This window comes from Shewanella piezotolerans WP3 (assembly GCF_000014885.1).
Taxonomy (GTDB): domain Bacteria; phylum Pseudomonadota; class Gammaproteobacteria; order Enterobacterales; family Shewanellaceae; genus Shewanella; species Shewanella piezotolerans.
On record NC_011566.1, the window covers coordinates 5,010,230 to 5,026,851 of the forward strand.

15 protein-coding genes are annotated in these 16,622 nt (G+C 44.4%); 9 read left to right on the forward strand and 6 right to left on the reverse strand.

From position 1 onward, the window contains the following. The first annotated feature begins 18 nt into the window (after positions 1–18). Both SWP_RS21230 and SWP_RS21235 read left to right on the forward strand, forming a co-directional pair. Complete coding sequence (locus tag SWP_RS21230) at positions 19–984, forward strand: LysR family transcriptional regulator (protein WP_020914742.1); 966 nt, start codon at positions 19–21, stop codon at positions 982–984. Between the two features lie 233 nt (positions 985–1,217). Next, complete coding sequence (locus SWP_RS21235) at positions 1,218–1,556, forward strand: hypothetical protein (RefSeq protein WP_020914743.1); 339 nt, start codon at positions 1,218–1,220, stop codon at positions 1,554–1,556. On the opposite strand, the gene SWP_RS21240 is transcribed toward SWP_RS21235, so the two are convergent. From SWP_RS21240 to SWP_RS21250, 3 genes are all read right to left on the reverse strand, one after another. Continuing rightward, positions 1,546–2,829 carry a hypothetical protein gene (locus SWP_RS21240; RefSeq protein ID WP_020914744.1) on the reverse strand — a complete coding sequence of 428 codons (1,284 nt, stop codon included), beginning with the start codon at positions 2,827–2,829 and terminating at the stop codon, positions 1,546–1,548. The two genes, SWP_RS21235 and SWP_RS21240, sit on opposite strands and share 11 nt — an antisense overlap. Positions 2,830–3,163: 334 nt before the next feature. Further along, positions 3,164–4,573: a DUF4145 domain-containing protein gene (locus SWP_RS21245; protein WP_020914745.1), complete on the reverse strand. Its 1,410-nt coding sequence runs from the start codon at positions 4,571–4,573 to the stop codon at positions 3,164–3,166. A 104-nt stretch (positions 4,574–4,677) separates the two neighbouring features. Beyond that, positions 4,678–5,406, reverse strand: a complete 729-nt coding sequence (locus SWP_RS21250) for a hypothetical protein (RefSeq protein ID WP_020914746.1) — start codon at positions 5,404–5,406, stop codon at positions 4,678–4,680. A 185-nt stretch (positions 5,407–5,591) separates the two neighbouring features. Here SWP_RS21250 and SWP_RS21255 point away from each other — a divergent pair, with 185 nt between their 5' ends. Together SWP_RS21255 and SWP_RS21260 are read left to right on the forward strand one after the other, a co-directional pair. Beyond that, positions 5,592–6,101 (forward strand): DUF2780 domain-containing protein, encoded by a 510-nt coding sequence (locus tag SWP_RS21255; protein ID WP_020914747.1) that lies wholly within the window; start codon positions 5,592–5,594, stop codon positions 6,099–6,101. Between the two features lie 614 nt (positions 6,102–6,715). Beyond that, positions 6,716–7,174: a tellurite resistance TerB family protein gene (locus SWP_RS21260; RefSeq protein ID WP_020914748.1), complete on the forward strand. Its 459-nt coding sequence runs from the start codon at positions 6,716–6,718 to the stop codon at positions 7,172–7,174. 1 nt (position 7,175) lies between these two features. On the opposite strand, the gene yjeH is transcribed toward SWP_RS21260, so the two are convergent. Continuing rightward, the gene (gene yjeH, locus SWP_RS21265; RefSeq protein ID WP_044556160.1) at positions 7,176–8,432 is read right to left on the reverse strand and encodes an L-methionine/branched-chain amino acid transporter; all 1,257 of its coding nucleotides are present in this window, start codon (positions 8,430–8,432) and stop codon (positions 7,176–7,178) included. A gap of 142 nt (positions 8,433–8,574) precedes the next feature. Here yjeH and SWP_RS21270 point away from each other — a divergent pair, with 142 nt between their 5' ends. The 5 genes from SWP_RS21270 to menE all read left to right on the forward strand — a co-directional run bounded on the left by SWP_RS21270 (position 8,575) and on the right by menE (position 14,146). After that, positions 8,575–9,003, forward strand: a complete 429-nt coding sequence (locus tag SWP_RS21270) for an Lrp/AsnC family transcriptional regulator (RefSeq protein WP_044556161.1) — start codon at positions 8,575–8,577, stop codon at positions 9,001–9,003. A 135-nt stretch (positions 9,004–9,138) separates the two neighbouring features. Beyond that, positions 9,139–10,848: a 2-succinyl-5-enolpyruvyl-6-hydroxy-3-cyclohexene-1-carboxylic-acid synthase gene (gene menD, locus SWP_RS21275; protein ID WP_020914751.1), complete on the forward strand. Its 1,710-nt coding sequence runs from the start codon at positions 9,139–9,141 to the stop codon at positions 10,846–10,848. Continuing rightward, entirely contained in the window at positions 10,848–11,648 is an 801-nt protein-coding gene (gene menH, locus SWP_RS21280) for a 2-succinyl-6-hydroxy-2,4-cyclohexadiene-1-carboxylate synthase (protein ID WP_020914752.1), read from the forward strand. Before menD ends, menH begins: the two co-directional genes overlap by 1 nt. 8 nt (positions 11,649–11,656) lie before the next feature. After that, entirely contained in the window at positions 11,657–12,700 is a 1,044-nt protein-coding gene (menC, locus tag SWP_RS21285) for an o-succinylbenzoate synthase (RefSeq protein WP_020914753.1), read from the forward strand. Between the two features lie 6 nt (positions 12,701–12,706). After that, positions 12,707–14,146, forward strand: a complete 1,440-nt coding sequence (gene menE / locus SWP_RS21290; protein ID WP_020914754.1) for an o-succinylbenzoate--CoA ligase — start codon at positions 12,707–12,709, stop codon at positions 14,144–14,146. 104 nt (positions 14,147–14,250) lie between these two features. On the opposite strand, the gene SWP_RS21295 is transcribed toward menE, so the two are convergent. Both SWP_RS21295 and rpoH read right to left on the reverse strand, forming a co-directional pair. Further along, positions 14,251–14,763, reverse strand: coding sequence for a hypothetical protein (locus SWP_RS21295; protein ID WP_020914755.1), 513 nt, complete (start codon positions 14,761–14,763; stop codon positions 14,251–14,253). Positions 14,764–15,586: 823 nt separating this feature from the next. Beyond that, positions 15,587–16,444, reverse strand: a complete 858-nt coding sequence (gene rpoH, locus SWP_RS21300) for an RNA polymerase sigma factor RpoH (protein WP_020914756.1) — start codon at positions 16,442–16,444, stop codon at positions 15,587–15,589. Positions 16,445–16,622 lie beyond the last annotated feature (178 nt).

Sequence of the window (16,622 nt, forward strand, 5' to 3'; positions counted from 1 at the left end):
TCCATTGAGGAATATCTAATGAAATTAGAGAATTTGGCTCGAATCGACTTAAACCTATTGGTGATACTGCAAATACTGCTTGAAGAGAAGAGTGTTACTCGAGCAGCCAACCGTTTACATGTCAGTCAGTCTGCATTGAGTAAAAGTCTCAATAGATTGCGTGAAACCTTAGGCGATCCTCTTTTTCTGCGCACTGCTCACGGTCTAAAGCCTACCGCCCACGCTGTTCAGCTAGGAAAAATGCTACCTCAAAGCCTACAAAGCTTGTACCAACTGACTTTACCACCTAGCTTTGAACCCGCTAGCAGTACTAGGCAATTCTCATTTGCCATGGTTGAAAGTGCATATGAAACACTCATTCCCTATTTTATTGGCCCGTTACTGACTAAAGCGCCAAATCTTAAGCTCGATAGTTATGTTTGGACCGAAAACTCGACACTCGCAATCCAACAAGGGCAGATAGATTTCGGCATCTCTGGACGTGATCTCCATCCACAATCGGCTTTTCAGGTAGACAGGCTACCCGACGGAATTGCGCATCAAACACTCTTCACCGACGAACAAGTTTGCCTTGTTCGAAAAGACCATCCATTGCTAAACGCGATAGCCGCAGGTCATTGGGATCGAGAGATCTACCTAGAAATGGCACACGTGCAAGTGCGCTGCGAAGGAAATGACTGGTGGGCACTAGATTATCACTTAGCCGACTTAGGGCATCATCGTCGTATCAGCACTACAGTGCCTGATTTTTACGGTGCTGCTAGTATTTGCGCCCACAGTGATCTTATATTCACTCTACCTGCAAGCTTTGCTAAACATGCCCAAAAGCTATACCCGCTGGCAGAACTACCGCTTCCCTTTGATTTCATGCCACTTGCTTATGTGTTGTTATGGCATCAGAGAAACGATGATGACCCAGGACACCAATGGGTTAAGAACGTAATTTGCCGCAGCGTTTCGGCCGCTTTTAGCTCCCAGACCTAAAAGAATTTGCGGAAGTTAGAGGCAGTTGATCTCTCACGTTTATTTTGGCCGCCGTTCTTTGATTATTTTAACAAGAACTAAGCTCGAAAGATCAACAGTCCCTAATCAAGATTAACCTTTATTAACGTGATATCTGCTTAGTTTATCGGCAATATGAAGGTTGTTAGTTTATTCATTCAGTAAGTATTCATCTTTATGGTGTAAGCTAACAACTAAGACATTACGGAGAAGATATGATTTACAACCAGTTTCAAAACAGTTCCATGCAAAATCGATTTTCTGGCTCTCGCGGCTGGTTAGCATTCGTCATCGGTTTAGCCTTTATGACTCTAGCCTTAGTTGCGCTGCCTTTCCTGTTACTTTTTGGCGCTATCACCTTTATAACACTAAGCCTTTTTGGTCGCGTTTATTTAAAGCGCCAGCTAGCACGTTTCCAGAAACAGCAAGCTGGGCAAACATTCCAAAGAGAAAGCGATCAGCAAACTGATGCTTTCAGCAATACAGTCTTTAAAGACAGTCCACCTCAATCGGCAAGAACCGGACGCACTTTCGAGCACAATCCTAACGAGTAACCTTCATTGCAGATGCACTACGAGGCCTTGATAGCAGGGCCTCAAAACGCTGCCAATGCACCGCTTTACTATCTGATTCAGACTCAACCCAATCAGCAACAGCATCTTCACCGATACTGTAATTAATAATGTAGGCACGATTGCAGTCAAAGAAGCGCATACGCTGCTGAGCTCGCGAATGAGTATAAAGCGCATCATCAACCAAAAGCCGCGCCGCCTCTTGCTGATCAATTTGTTTATTCGTCAGTAGCTTGCTGACATGGTTTTCGAAGTACCCCAGCCGCTTAATACACGCAAAGACTTCATGAAATAACGTCATATCTGCATCAAGCCCAGCTAAAGGCATTAATACATCACTTTCAAAATCAATAATTTCGTCGGCTGTCATCAGTATGCGGAGCGCGTAATTAGCACTCCCTTCAGCTAAGAATGAAATGGGGCTGTATAACGGGTAAACAGCATATTCCAACCAACCTTTTCCTTTTACTAGCTGCTGTTCTTGCAAAGCATTAAATACATGATGGCCTGGGTACCCTTCGTGAGTGGCAAGCTCCAAGTATCGATCAATTGTCAGTGGCAGATCTTGATTGAGTTGAATAAGGCTATGGTAATCACCTTTAAACCAGTTGTAGGCGGTCCAGACTTTGTCATTCACATACTCTATTTCAAAGCTCTCATTTTCTGGCAGTGTGAACTGCAATTTAGTTAACTCACGTGCCTTGTCGACCGCCGCATTGAACACCGCTGCGGCTCTAGCTTTAGGCACAATGTAACTATTTTTAAATTCAGTAAAACGGCTTTGCAAACTGCCAACACCAGGCAATAATCGCTCAAGCTCATGGTGTATTGCCTGTAATTCATCTAGCTGGAAATCAGCGACGGCGGAGTCATATAGTCTTGCGGCTTCTTCATCGAAACTCAGCGGCTTGCCTTCCAATAAATCTAAGTAAGCCCCAATAGACGACCATTGCTTTTCTATAAAGTCATACCGCGCTTGTAGCTCAGCATTAAACTTTTCAGCACCTAGAATACAGAGTAACTTACAACCTTCATCGAACTGCGCTCTAAGTGTAGCTAAAGGCTGCCAGTAGGCCTGCTCTTTCCAAGCCCTTGGGCCAAAATAAGCATCGACATAAAGGTCATCATGTTGTCCTACAGCCAGTACCAACCGAACATAGCGCTCAGCAAAATGATTCAGCTCAATGTTCTGGCTTTTAAAAGAAGCTTGCGAGATGAGAATTGACTTAGCTTCATTAGCTGCTGAGTAGGACATATAGCGCTCCAAGGTTTTATGTGCAGCTAATGTACCCACCATGCATAATGTATACAAGTAGAAATTATAGTCAGATGAATAAAAAACGTACCAAACACTTTACAGACTAATTAGCTAAATAAAATATTTAGCTAGATAAAAAAAACAAATAATACCGATTATTCAAAAATCTATACTGCTAATAGCAGAATTTAAATGAAAAACATCCAGTTTGAACTTTCTGGTTCATAGCTGTTAATTTGGGAAAATGAAGTGATGTGGCATAACTAATTTATGCTGCGGTAATGGATTGCATTTGCTATTTCGCCGATGAAAACGTGGGACAACTTATCCTCTAACTCAGTAATTCAGCGGCTTTAACCAATGCCTCTTTCTCTTGTGGTGAACTTGTCATCTGCATTACTGATAACACCTGCTGTTCTAGCGATGCCCAAAGAGGTTCAATAACCGCTAACTCTTCTTTACTCGCATGCTCTTTAGCAAGTTTCAGTAAAGAGGCTGAAGCAACCACATCGATGCGACCCAACACACCATCGGCTAATGCAATACTTAGCTCTATCATTGCCGGCACACTATGGCCGTACTTTATGACTTCACGTAAATAGGCTTCAGCTTGAGTGTAATCCTTTATAAGGCCAGTATCATCATGCAGCATAGTCTGAGCTCTCGAAAACATCGCATCTATCTGCCCTTGCTCAGCGGCTTCCGCTAGCCAGTATTCACTCTTTATCGCATCTACTTCGCAACCTTCGCCACGCGCTAACATTAGTGCGAGATGAAACTGTGCGTGTGGAAAACCTGCTTTTGCCGCACGGCTGATATATTTATAAGCACACTGCAAATCTGATTTTTGATAGTAGAGCACCCCTAAGTTAGCCATCGCTTCAGATTGCTCAAGCTTTGCTGCTTGGCTTAAATACTGCTCTGCGAGTTCAACATCGGCGGCAAAATGTTGACTACCAACTAAGTAGAAGTAACCTAATAGCGCCATCGCATTGGCAACGCCTGCCGCAGCAGCTTTGGCGATTGCTTGTTCGCCTGCAATAATATCAAATTCACCACTGTAACCGTGGATCAGCGCCACGCCATGTTCAAAGAGTGCATTGATATCATGCTCAGCAGCCTGAGAGAACCAGTAACTCGCTTGCTCAAAAGATGCAGTAGAACGCTCCTTTACACTGTCCTCACTACGCTCTTGCAAAGCAAGCTCTTGCTCTCTTTGCATTAATGCCCGCGCCTTGAGTGACATCCCCACCAAATATTGTGACTCGGCATCACGCTCCATCACTGCGCGGTAACACAGATCTCTCCCCGCTAGGGCGTCAAACTCTTCAAAGTAATATTCAGGACAGGCATTACCAGTGATTTGCTTAAACAAGCTATCCACGAGCTGCAACAGGTTCTTAATCGCTCGCTGACTAAGCTGCTGTAATTGCTCCGGCGTTAGGTGATATTTTTCAGGATGCGCACCACGGTTTCCGTCCGTGCGTAATTTATGCAGTGCTCGAGTGGTTTTTACATCGATTAATCGACGTTGATTCAGTAACTCAATGCGGTCATAAAGGTTGGGGCTTTCAAAATGAATTGAACGTTTCTCAGCCAGTAAACTGGTCAGTTTATGACTAAAGCTTCTTACGTGCAGTAATGCCTGAGTAGGTACATCAGTAACAAAGCTTTTGGCTTTACGGTAGTCTTGTCCCAGCTCTGCCGAAAACTGATTAACGAATTCTATATCGTTTAACAAGATACGCTCCTACGCCGCTAACTGCGCCACACAGTGATATGTTGAACTCTATCACGAGCATTTTATCCAATACTCGTGATAAAGCTGATTGGCAATAAACGTGATTACTGCTCTAGATTGCCCTGCACATCAGAGTCGTCACGCGCAACCATGTACAAACGGAACAGTGCTACGTTCACAAATAGACCGAAGAATGCCACAACGACTTCGCCAACAAGCTGTAACGGCACGCCACCTAGCTGTGTTACCAGTGCCAATACGCCACCAGCAAGAGAAATAGGGATATAGATTAATAATACCGTGATGGTTTTCAGCGTGATTGCTCCACTAAAAGTGAAACTACGCTTAATTGCTTCCAAGGGGGTTAACCGCTCTACAACTACCATAAAGTTAACGAATGCGAGTCGAGCAAATAGATAAATACTTAGTACTAAGCCAATAATACCGAGCATTGGGTTAATCGCGAGCAATACAATAAATGGCCCCACTACCGCTAAGCCAGACAATACACCAGCCAACAAAAGGGTAGGTACAAAGTTCAGACTGGTTTTTAAGATCATAGCATTACTCGGACTGTGTCCTTGCGAGCGGATCTCTAAAAACAGTGTCAGAGCGGCGATAAGAAAGGAAAAAACCAACAACAACACCATCATAGCGACCATATGACTAGCGCCAAACTGCGGATTTTCAAGATCGGCAGCGTTAATTTCTAGGCTCAACCATAACTGTATACCCACTTGGATAAACAATACAGGCACCAGTAACGTGGCTAATTGACTAATATTATTACGAAAAAAATTAAAAGCTTGAGTCAAGATGGCTGATAATGACATAGGGTATTCCAAAGATTGAAATTGAATAACACGAATTAAGGCTAAGGATACCCAAATTTGGTAATTAATGCACAGTTCAAATCACGTATTTACTATTTCTGAAAAGTAAAAAAACTGCAAACGAACTGTTAAACCCGTTAAACTAATAAAAACCGCAACAGATAAACCTTAAAAGGATGACCCTCATGAAATTATTGACTGCGACCTTTCTAGCCATGCTTAGCCTTGTCTCGACTCAGGTTACCGCTCACGGGTTAGACTCGCTAACGGAAGTTACCAACGCTGTATCTAATCCTTCTGAATCAAGCGATTTAGTGGGTAGTGTAATGTCACAATTGGGGTTGAGCCAAGGCCAAGCTGAAGGTGGTTTAGGTAGCTTGCTATCATTAGCACAATCTTCTCTGGGTAGCAGTGACTTTAGCGCTATTTCAGACTCTATTCCTGGTATTGACGGCTTACTAGGTGCTGTGCCAGAGCTAGACAACGATTCAGGTATGTCTGGTCTACTTTCCAAGGCTGGCGGGTTCGGTGAATCATTACAGGGCGGAGCGATGGTTTATGATGCTTTCGAAAAGCTAGGGATCTCAAAAGATCTTGCCGCGCCTATGGTCGATATCGTTAAAGGCTACCTTGATGCTAATGGCACTTCTGGCACTTCTGATCTGCTGATGAAAGGGCTAAGTGCTATTTTATAAGCTTCATTGATATCTTGGCTTATCATTGACACTATCAATGTAAGCCAATATTGAACTCTCTCTTTATTTGTAGCTCTAAGTTATATCCATCCGACCTGAAAATGCAGGATTCAGTGGGAGTTTAATGGGTTTCGTCACAGGTTCATTGCTGCATGCTGAACCTAAGCACCTACATCTGACCTCCAGGGATGGAGGGAATGCCTCTAGCATGTCAGGAACATACTAGGCCATGTAGGCGAGACATTGATTGCAGCTGATGGTCGCTCCCTTGGTAAAATCAATAACACAGAGTAAAGCCCATGCTTTTTATATAAGAAACGCCCATCGAAAAAGGGGTTATGCAAGCCCATTTCGTTGTTGCGGTAACTTAAAAGGGAATAACTATTTCCAGGTTAACGCGCCTACAATTGAACTAGCACAACACCTCTGAAACGAGTATTTTCAAGTGGGATGGGTATATATTCACCGTAATGACATTTAGTAAATAGCTCATTCAGTTCGACTTAAAGCTGCCATTAAAAGTGTATAGATGAGACAACAATGTCCGGACTTACGCAAACAGCTGCTACTGATAACGCTGGAGTGTAATGGCTATTACCTATTGAGGAGTTTACATGCTTGCCAAGCTAAAACAGTTTTTTGAATCCCCTAATCAGACATTATCTGCCCAGGAGCAAGCTCATCATCTTAACCTAGCGGCTGCAAGTTTATTGCTAGAAGTTGTTATGGCCGATGAAACCATGTCAGATGAAGAAGCCAAGATACTGCCCGAGTTGCTTACCACCACCTTAGGCTTATCAGTAAATGATGTCGGCGCATTGATACAAGACGCGACCGTATCGCAGAGTAATTCGACCTCTTTGTTCGAATTTACCCAAGCGATTAATGACAATTTTGATATTGAACAAAAGCAGCAACTAATCTTAGCTATGTGGCGCCTTGCCTATGCTGACGGTCATCTTTGCCAATATGAAGACCAGATGATCCGTCGCACTTCAGAGCTGCTTTACTTAAGACATAGCGAGCTTATTCAGATGCGTAATCTCGCCATTGAAACACAACAGACGCCTTAGGTTACTCAGTGACCCATTGTTTACGGCTGAGGTGCGCTTTCTGTAGCCATAATATTGGAAATAACACCAACATTAAGAGTATGGCGTAAGCCATATTCCAACCTAATGCGAAACCAATAACACCACATAACATGCAACTCAGAGCGACCAAAGGCAGATAACGCTTGCTCAGCAACTTCCCCGCAGCGAACATAGCCGCTAAGTAGATAATGACAAACACGCCATTACTCCAAGCAATCAGATCTTCTAGTTGCTGACCTGTTGCATAGGTCAAAATTATCACCAATGCCATTGAAACCAGTACTGCGATTGATGCACGAGCAGGAGAATTGTGCTGATTTAGCTTGTTAAAGTATTTAGGCAACACACCGTCACGACTAAAACTCCAGATAAGCCTAGAGACACTGGCGGTATAAACATTAACGGTCGCCAAACCACTAACAATCCCTAGAATGCCGATGACCTGAGCTCCATAACCACCCAGCAAGCTATCGAACACTCCAACCATTGCTACAGGCTTTTCACTGGGGACGACAAGCAGCAGCAAAGTACACGCTAAATAGACAATACCCACCAGCACAGTGCCAATAAACATCGCCGGGATCATATCTCGCTTAGGGTTACGAAAATCGCCCGCCAGATGCGTCATTGCTTCAATACCAAGAAAGCTCCAAAAAGCGATACCTACAGCTGCCATCACTAAACTCACGTTAGGGCTATCTTGATGGGTAAAGGATTCAAGCTCAGACAGGCTCATTCCGACACCACCAAAAAGTGCCACAACTACCGAAACAATCGCTAAGGTTAAAGCAAACTGCAGTTTGGCAGAGACTTGAATGCCTCTTAAATTTAACAGCAGCAATACACCAAGCAGTAACAATTCAGTCGCCACCTGCGCCCAACCCTCTATCGGCACCAGAGCATTCACAAATTGGAAAGTCATTAGAATTGCTGCTGGCGCGCCAATAGGCACAACCAGCAGAAACATTAACCCTATGGTTCGGCCCGCGGTGCGGCCAAAAGCCTTTTCAACGAAATACGCTGGGCCTGCGGCATGGGGCATTACACTGGCTAAACGGCCAAACACTAAGGTCACAGGAATAATGGCCAGAGTGAGCACTAGCCAAGCGATTAATGCGCCCTGTCCCGCCGTTGCTATGGTCATTTGCGGTAAAATAAAGACTCCCGTCCCCAACAAAGTGGTGGCCATTAAGCCGGCACCTTGCCAACGTCCTATTGTTGCTGATATTTGATTCATCTCATATACTCACTGACTTCAATGGCACCATTATAGTTCTAGACTTAACTGCAATCTGCGTTTGTTCGCAATCAAGATCACCGAAGATACCAGCATTTTGTCGGTATTCCATTTACTTACCGCCATTATGTGGGAATACACTATGGATAAGTTTGATAACGCTATTGTAGCGGCCTTAAGAACCGATGCACGCCGCAGTATCTCTGATATTGCAACGGAGGTTAACTTATCACGCTCTGCAGTCACAGAACGAATAAAGAAGATGGAAAAGAACGGTACCATTCGTGGCTATCAAGTACTGCTAAGTGCTTCGCAAACAGAAGGGGTAACGGCCTATTTTGAAATCCGTCATCAATGTCCTAACTGTGCAGATATCGTTAAAGTGTTCCGTACCATTCCAGAGATCATTACCTGTAGAGGTATCACTGGCGATATGGATCTTTTAGTTTATGTGAATGCACCGTCAATGAAGCGATTGCATCAAATTCGAGAATTTATCGATGCACACCCCGATATCACTAAAATTAAAACTCATGTGGTGATGAGTGAGTGGATTGATAATCAGGGTTAGCAGCTTTTGCAGTTATCGTTGCCATTAGAGATTTCCACAACGGAACCTTTTAGGTTTTAATAAAACCAAAGCTGATCATATTCCTTTACGCTAAAGCAAGTTAAACTAGCTTTATCATTGGGATGGTAATTATCTATGCAAACTGAACATACAGCTGAACTGAACTTGTTATGGGGAACGTTGATCTTAGAGGAGCTTGCTCGTCTAGGCGTTAAACACGTGTGTATGGCACCGGGTTCTCGCTCAACTCCTCTAACCCTTGCCGCCGCCAAGCAGGCAAGTCTTCAGCAGCACCTGCATTTCGATGAGCGTGGCCTAGGTTTTATGGCTCTTGGCCTGGCTAAAGCCAGCGCGGCACCAGTGGCGATAATTACCACTTCAGGTACCGCGGTTGCCAACCTATATCCTGCAATTATTGAAGCTTGGTTAACCCAAGTGCCGCTTATCGTGCTCTCAGGCGACCGCCCACCAGAACTGATTGACTGCGGCGCCAATCAAGCCATAAGCCAGCCAGCAATATTTGCCCAGTATGCCAAACCACTCAATCTACCGACGCCAGCTCTCAATATCAGCCCGGCAGCACTATTAAGCAGTATCGATGATGCAGTGAGCAATCATACCCAACCAGTACATATAAACTGTATGTACCGTGAACCGCTCTACCCCGCTGAGCCACAAGCCGATTTTAGCCAATATTTAAAACCTGTTGCCCACTGGCTGCAAGATAGTGCCCCCTATATTCAGTACGCTGCAAATACGGCATCACAACTCCCAACTGCTGATGCGCTAGCGCGATTTGTCCATGGCAAAGGGGTGATTGTCGCAGCAACGCTGCCTCCAGAGCACGATCCACAACAGCTTATCGCACTGTCTATTAAGCTCGGCTGGCCAATTGTTACAGACGCACAGTCGCAACTTAGACAAAGTAATGCCGCCATTGGCAATATCGATCAACTGCTATTGCATCCGAAATCTCAAGCGATATTGGCACAAGCGGAAAAGGTACTGGTATTTGGTGGTCGTATTTTATCAAAGCGACTCATCAGCTATTTAAACGAAAAACAGTGGAAGGATTACTGGCAAGTCTTGCCCCAGCAACAAAGGCTCGACCCTAGCCATAAAGCCAAACAGCAGTGGATAGCCAAAGCTGATACCTTTAGCCAGTTGCCATGGCCGCGCTCCTCCGAGGCGCAGTGGGCACTAGCTCTCACACAGCATAATGCAGCACTAGAGACACTATTCCAACAACAGATAGACCATGCTGACTTTGGTGAAGCACAGGCCATTAGAGCCATCGCACAACGACAAACCTCAGCGCAGCAATTATTCATTGGTAATAGCTTGCCGGTACGATTATTTGATATGTATGCGCCTATCACTGCTGACTATGCCAATATCTTTACCAATCGCGGGGCATCGGGGATTGATGGTCTGTTAGCGACGGCAGCCGGGGTTGCGATTGCAGATAAAAAACCAACAACATTGATTATTGGCGATATCTCTCAGCTACATGATCTCAATTCACTGGCGATTGCCCGAACGGTATCTAGCTCCTTTGTGATTGTTATCCTCAATAACGATGGCGGCAATATATTTAATCTATTGCCAGTACCTAACGAGCAGCTAAGAACCGATTACTACCGTTTATCCCATGGCCTTGAATTTGGTTTCGGTGCAGCAATGTTCGGTTTAGCCTATAACCAAGTCGACAACCTCGATGACTTTATTGAATCTTATGAGTACGCCATGACATATGCAGGCCCATCGGTCATTGAAGTCAGCGTGGCGCAGAACCAAGCGAGTGATCAAATAGCAGCTATTGCCACTTGGGTAAAACAGAGCTAATGCTGAGTTATCGCAGCCAAGGTCAGCCTAACAAACCAGCCATTGTGCTGCTGCATGGTTTCTTAGGAGATAAACAAGATTGGTCAGCTATCACCGCTGTGCTCGCTGAACAATATTACTGCATTAGCATCGATCTTCCTGGCCATGGCGACAGCTTCAACCAATTGTTGCCTACGCCTGGGTTTGAAACTTGCTGCGAACTCATTCAGCAAACAGTCTCTAAGCTAGGTATAAAACAGTATCACCTCGTTGGTTATTCGCTTGGCGGCCGTATTGCACTGCATCTGGCTCGCCGCTATCCTAGCTGTGTACTAAGCCTTATCTTAGAATCTTGCCATCCAGGTCTACAATCCGAGCAAGATAAAGCACAACGGAAAATCAATGATGCGCAATGGGCAGACAAGCTCGCCCATCTTGATATCACAGCATTTTTAACTCTGTGGTACCAACAAGCCGTTTTTACCGACCTCAGCATCACTGAACAACAAACGATGATTAAACGCCGCAGTGGTAATAATGGCGCAAAACTGAGCAATTGTTATCAAGCCACTTCACTGGCACAGCAAGCTGACTTGTGGGATACGCCTGCGGTTATCAGTGCGCCCTGTTTTTTTATTGCAGGTGTTGATGACAAAAAATTTCTGTCACTGGCCACTCGCTGGCAGCAACAATACCCACTCAAGCTTTATCCAGTTAATGCCAGTGGCCATAATATTCATAGCGCAGCACCTGATACCTTTAGCCAGTTAATCTTGCGGCTACTCAACCCCCTTGCCGTTAACCCAACATTACCTAAATAGGCCTCTAAATGCTTCTGAGTAAACTTAGCCTTTATCAATTCAGTGTTGAACTCGATCGATTACTGCCTGTGGGTAAACAACGGATAGATAACCGTAGCGGCTTAGTTCTGGCAGCAACAGCTATTGCAGATAATGATGAACGCACTGAGTATGTCGAGATTTCTCCTCTTACAGGTATCGATGTCGACGGCAACCAACTCACAGGCTTTAGTCAGCACTCCTTAGCCCAAACCGTTACAGAACTAAATGACAACTTACCCGCACTGCTGCAACAGCCTGTCGATTCGCTGTTAGATTTAGCAGATAATACTGAGCAGAGTGCTATCGCCTTTGGTTTAAGCTTGATGCACGCCAAACTGATGGGCTCACTTAACGGCCATAGCCTCGAGAGCCGCACCATACCGCTTATCTATCGCAATCAAGATGAACCACTGACAGCAGTTGCCGAACGAGTACAAGCACTTGGCAGTAATGTCCATTCAGTAAAAGTTAAAGTGGCACAGACATCTCTAGAGGATGAAATCCAGCTTATTCATCAAATATTAGCGATTCGTCCAGACCTAAAACTGAGACTCGATGCCAATCGTGGCTTTGAGTTACAGCAAGCGATCGAATTTATCGCCTGTATTCCTTTGCATGCCATCGAGTACATTGAAGAGCCGTGTAAGCAACCGAGCGACAATCCAAGCTTTTATAAAGCCATAGAGGCCCCTTGGGCGCTGGATGAGTCGCTTAACGACCCAGATTACCAATTTGAAATGCAGGCAGGGCTTTGCGCCATCATCATCAAACCTATGCTGCTAGGGAGCTTAGATAAGCTACAAGCATTGCAGAATCTTGCTAATAAACACGGAGTACGGACAATTCTCAGTTCAAGCTTAGAGGCTAGCTTGGGTATTCATGCCTTGAGCCGCTTAGCCAACATGGTCACACCCGATGAGATCCCAGGTATAGATACCTTAGGTGCCTTCAGCCAAGATCTAATACAAAGCTCAGGTAAAGCTAAATGCCTGCAACTGAGTGACCTACAGCCAATACTCGAGCTTGGATAGCCCAAGATGCCACAGCATGATGCAAACATTACAATGCTATCGCCGATCCATCAGCGGGCAACCATAGCGCCTAACACCTTTGCGTATCGTATCGGAGAGCTAAAAGTCAGCTACCAGATGCTCAGTCAGCAAGTGCTGGCTGTCGGCGAGCAGTTGATACAAGCTGGCGTACAGCGAGGCGATAGAATTGCCTGTATCGCCTATAACCAACCTGAATTGCTGACGCTATATTGGGCCTGCGTTGATCACGGTATGTTGTTTTGCCCTATCTCACCGCGATTCGCACCAAAACAACTAATAGAGCTGATTCAAACTCATCAATATACTTACTGCTGGTTAGGCGACATTTCAAATAATAGCCACAACCAAGCGCTGCATGAGGCGCTTAGTAATGATACTACTCAGCAATTAAGCATCGACTATACTCAGCACAGCTCAGCATCAGCACCAAATATCGACCCAAGCCAAGGCGTAAACGCCATTCTTACTTCCGGCAGTACAGGCTTACCTAAAGCTGCAGTGCATAGTTTAAAGAATCATATCGCCAGCGCTAATGGCTCAAAGTCGCTTATTGATATCACAGCGGAAGATAGCTGGCTGCTGTTATTGCCACTGTTTCATATTGGTGGATTAGCCATTATCAATCGCTGTGCACTTAGCGGAGCCTGCGTAGTATTTGAAGACAAAACAGTCAGCCTTGCCACGCAGCTAAGCCGCGACAAAATAAGCCACCTATCACTGGTTAGCGCACAACTACAAAAACTGCTTGATAGCGACAACTGCGATTTAAGCCAAGTCAAAGCCATGCTATTGGGCGGTGGCGTGATCTCTGCCGATCTTCTGCTGCAACTTGAAACGCTGAACATTGGTGCCTATACCAGCTATGGCATGACAGAGATGAGCTCGCAAATCACCACAGGTAAGGCTGGTGCTGACAGCTCCAGTGGCACAGTGTTACCCCAACGACAGCTCAAGATAGTTAATGGCGAAATCTGGGTTAAGGGTGAGTGTTTGTTTCTTGGCTATTTAACGCAAGATAACTTTCAACGACCGACTGATAGTGAGGGCTGGTTCTACACCAAAGATCTGGGCCATTGGGATGAAAACACCAACCTACGCATTGATGGCCGAGCAGACAACATGTTTATCAGTGGTGGCGAAAATATCCAACCAGAAGAGATAGAGGCAGCGCTAAAGCTACACCCGCAGATAGATGATGCCATCGTCTATCCCATTAACGATGCTCAATTTGGCAACCTACCGGCAGCAATTATTAAAATCGCGAGTCATTCAACAGGCCAACCATCAGAAGCCGAGTTGAGCGAATTTCTCGCCAACAAAATAGCCCGCTTTAAAAGACCAAGACAATACTACCCATGGCCTGATATCAACTCTGTGGGGATTAAAGTTGTGCGCAAACAGGTGATAGCAGCAGTTAAGCGGTAACCTCTGCAACAATGACTGTTTAGGATTGGCAATGTTTTTGCGCCTTTTGCAAAAAGCAACAAGGCTAAAACACCTGATTGCTAACACTTGCTAGGAGCATTTAATTATTTTTGATGGTTATTGAAAACTTCTATTAATTGATTTGAAATTTGATACTTTTGATCCAATATGTAAGCAACTGCATACTTATTGTTTTCCAATCTCATTTTATTTTCAAAGTTTTCTAATTTTACAAATTGGTCAACGACCTTGTTGCTTACAAGTGGATATATTTTAGCGGGAAGCCTATCGTTTACTATTAGTGAAGCAACTGAGTCATCAGGTGCAAAGTTAATCTCAGAAGCACCATGCTCTGATGGTGTAACACACCTAAATGAACCATTGGGAAGCTTTACAACTGCATGAGCATTAAGTTTCAATGCGATATTTCCCAGTTGAGCGAAAACCCAACCCAATTGAATTTCCCAAGAAGTAGATTTTAGGAACATTTTAACGTTGTTAAAGCACTCTAGTTTTTTGCTGCCATCAACTGCATCTATTTTTACTTGCTCAACGGAGAAAATGTCGATCGATTTGAGAAAGTTGTACGGCAGTTCTTTTGGTATATGATATTGCACAACACCTCATGTAGACCTGAAAGCTTATTAAATAGCTGCTCGACAAAGTAATTTTAGATTACGCTAGCACTGCTAAGGTGTTGTTGTAAATATCTTATAATTTATTCTGATGCTTGAAAAAGCATTGTCTCAATTTGTGGATAAATAATGAGTTTTCTAGCTAGGTGGTTCCAATGTTCTGCGGTCGACGCGTGTGCAGATACTGCTGAGGCTCGACAAAAAATCTGACCTCTAGGGTTGGAGGAAATGCCATATTCTGTATGGAACAGAATTGGCCCTGATTTCGACCGCCTCAGCTGCATCGACACTGGTTTCTAAAAGCGCATCCATTAGACATTTGAGTTTAAAAATAGCAACTCAACAGTTGATTCCATACCTAACGAACAGAAAACACCTATTCCCCCATCGAAGTTGCCGAAGTACGTTGGAATAAATCACGTAAGCCCGACAAGGATGTCGGGTTAGCTTTCGCGGGGCAGGATGCCCCATCGGAAGCGTTAGTGATTTATCCATAAGTACGAGGGAGACAATTTCGTCGGGGCGTCATGGTGGATGCAAGGAGGATAAGGACGAGCAGTCCTCCTTGCCCAGGTGTGGGATGGAATCCCACGACGTTGGTCAAGCGCAGCTTGATTTTAAAAACCTATGTCTGGAGCACATACTCCAGACATAAAGCCGTAAGCTACCCATCCATGGGCTTATGGCATAAATGTTCCAGACATAAAGCCAAAAAATATCCATCCATGGTTTTTTGGCATAAATGTTCCAGACATAAAAAAACCTGCTATTAAGCAGGTTTTCTTTAAAGCACCAACAAAAAGCCTTAGCCTTCCATTCGTCCTTTCAATTTATTCATCGCATTTTTTTCAAGTTGGCGAATACGCTCTGCCGATACTTGATAGGTTGCTGCTAGCTCTTGTAGCGTGGTTTTATCTTCGTTTAACCAGCGAGCTTGGAGAATATGCTGACTACGTTCATCAAGAGTCTTGATAGCTGACAGCAGACGCGTTTGATTACTTTGTTCCCAGTTGTCATTTTCAACTTGAGAAGCTAAGTCAGATGAATGATCTTCAAGGTAATGCATAGGCGCATAATCTTGCTCATCATCGTTATCGCTAGCTAAATCAAAAGCAGGATCTTGTGCAGCCATACGTGATTCCATTTCGGTCACGTCAGCTTTAGAAACACCTAGGCTTTCAGCTACCATGCCCACTTCGTTATCACTAAACCAGCCGAGACGCTTTTTAGTTTTACGAAGGTTAAAGAACAACTTACGCTGGGCTTTAGTGGTTGCAACCTTAACTATGCGCCAGTTTTTAAGCACATATTCATGAATTTCAGCTTTGATCCAATGCACGGCAAATGATACCAAGCGTACGCCCACATCTGGGTCAAAACGCTTAACGGCTTTCATCAAGCCAATATTACCTTCTTGAATCAAATCGGCTTGCGGTAGACCGTAACCAGAGTAGCCTTTGGCAACATGCACAACAAAGCGCAGATGCGACATAATCAGCTCTTTCGCAGCACTTAGGTCACCAGTTTCCTGTAGACGCTTCGCTAGCTCATGCTCTTTCTCCGCATCCAGCATAGAGATGCTGTGCGCTGAGTGAATATAAGACTCGAGGCTTCCACTACTTTGAGGAACCATTAGTGCCATTGTTTGCGTTTGATCAGTCATTCACGCTCCTACTACTTATTACCAATACTACAGTCTAACTAAACCTAAAAATCCACCTCTTAACAAGATGGACTGTGAACTATCGACTAATTGACAAAATATGTCAACCATCGGCGTTATCTAATATGTAATACCTATCAGTACAGAATTGGATTTTACACTTACATAAAGACAACGC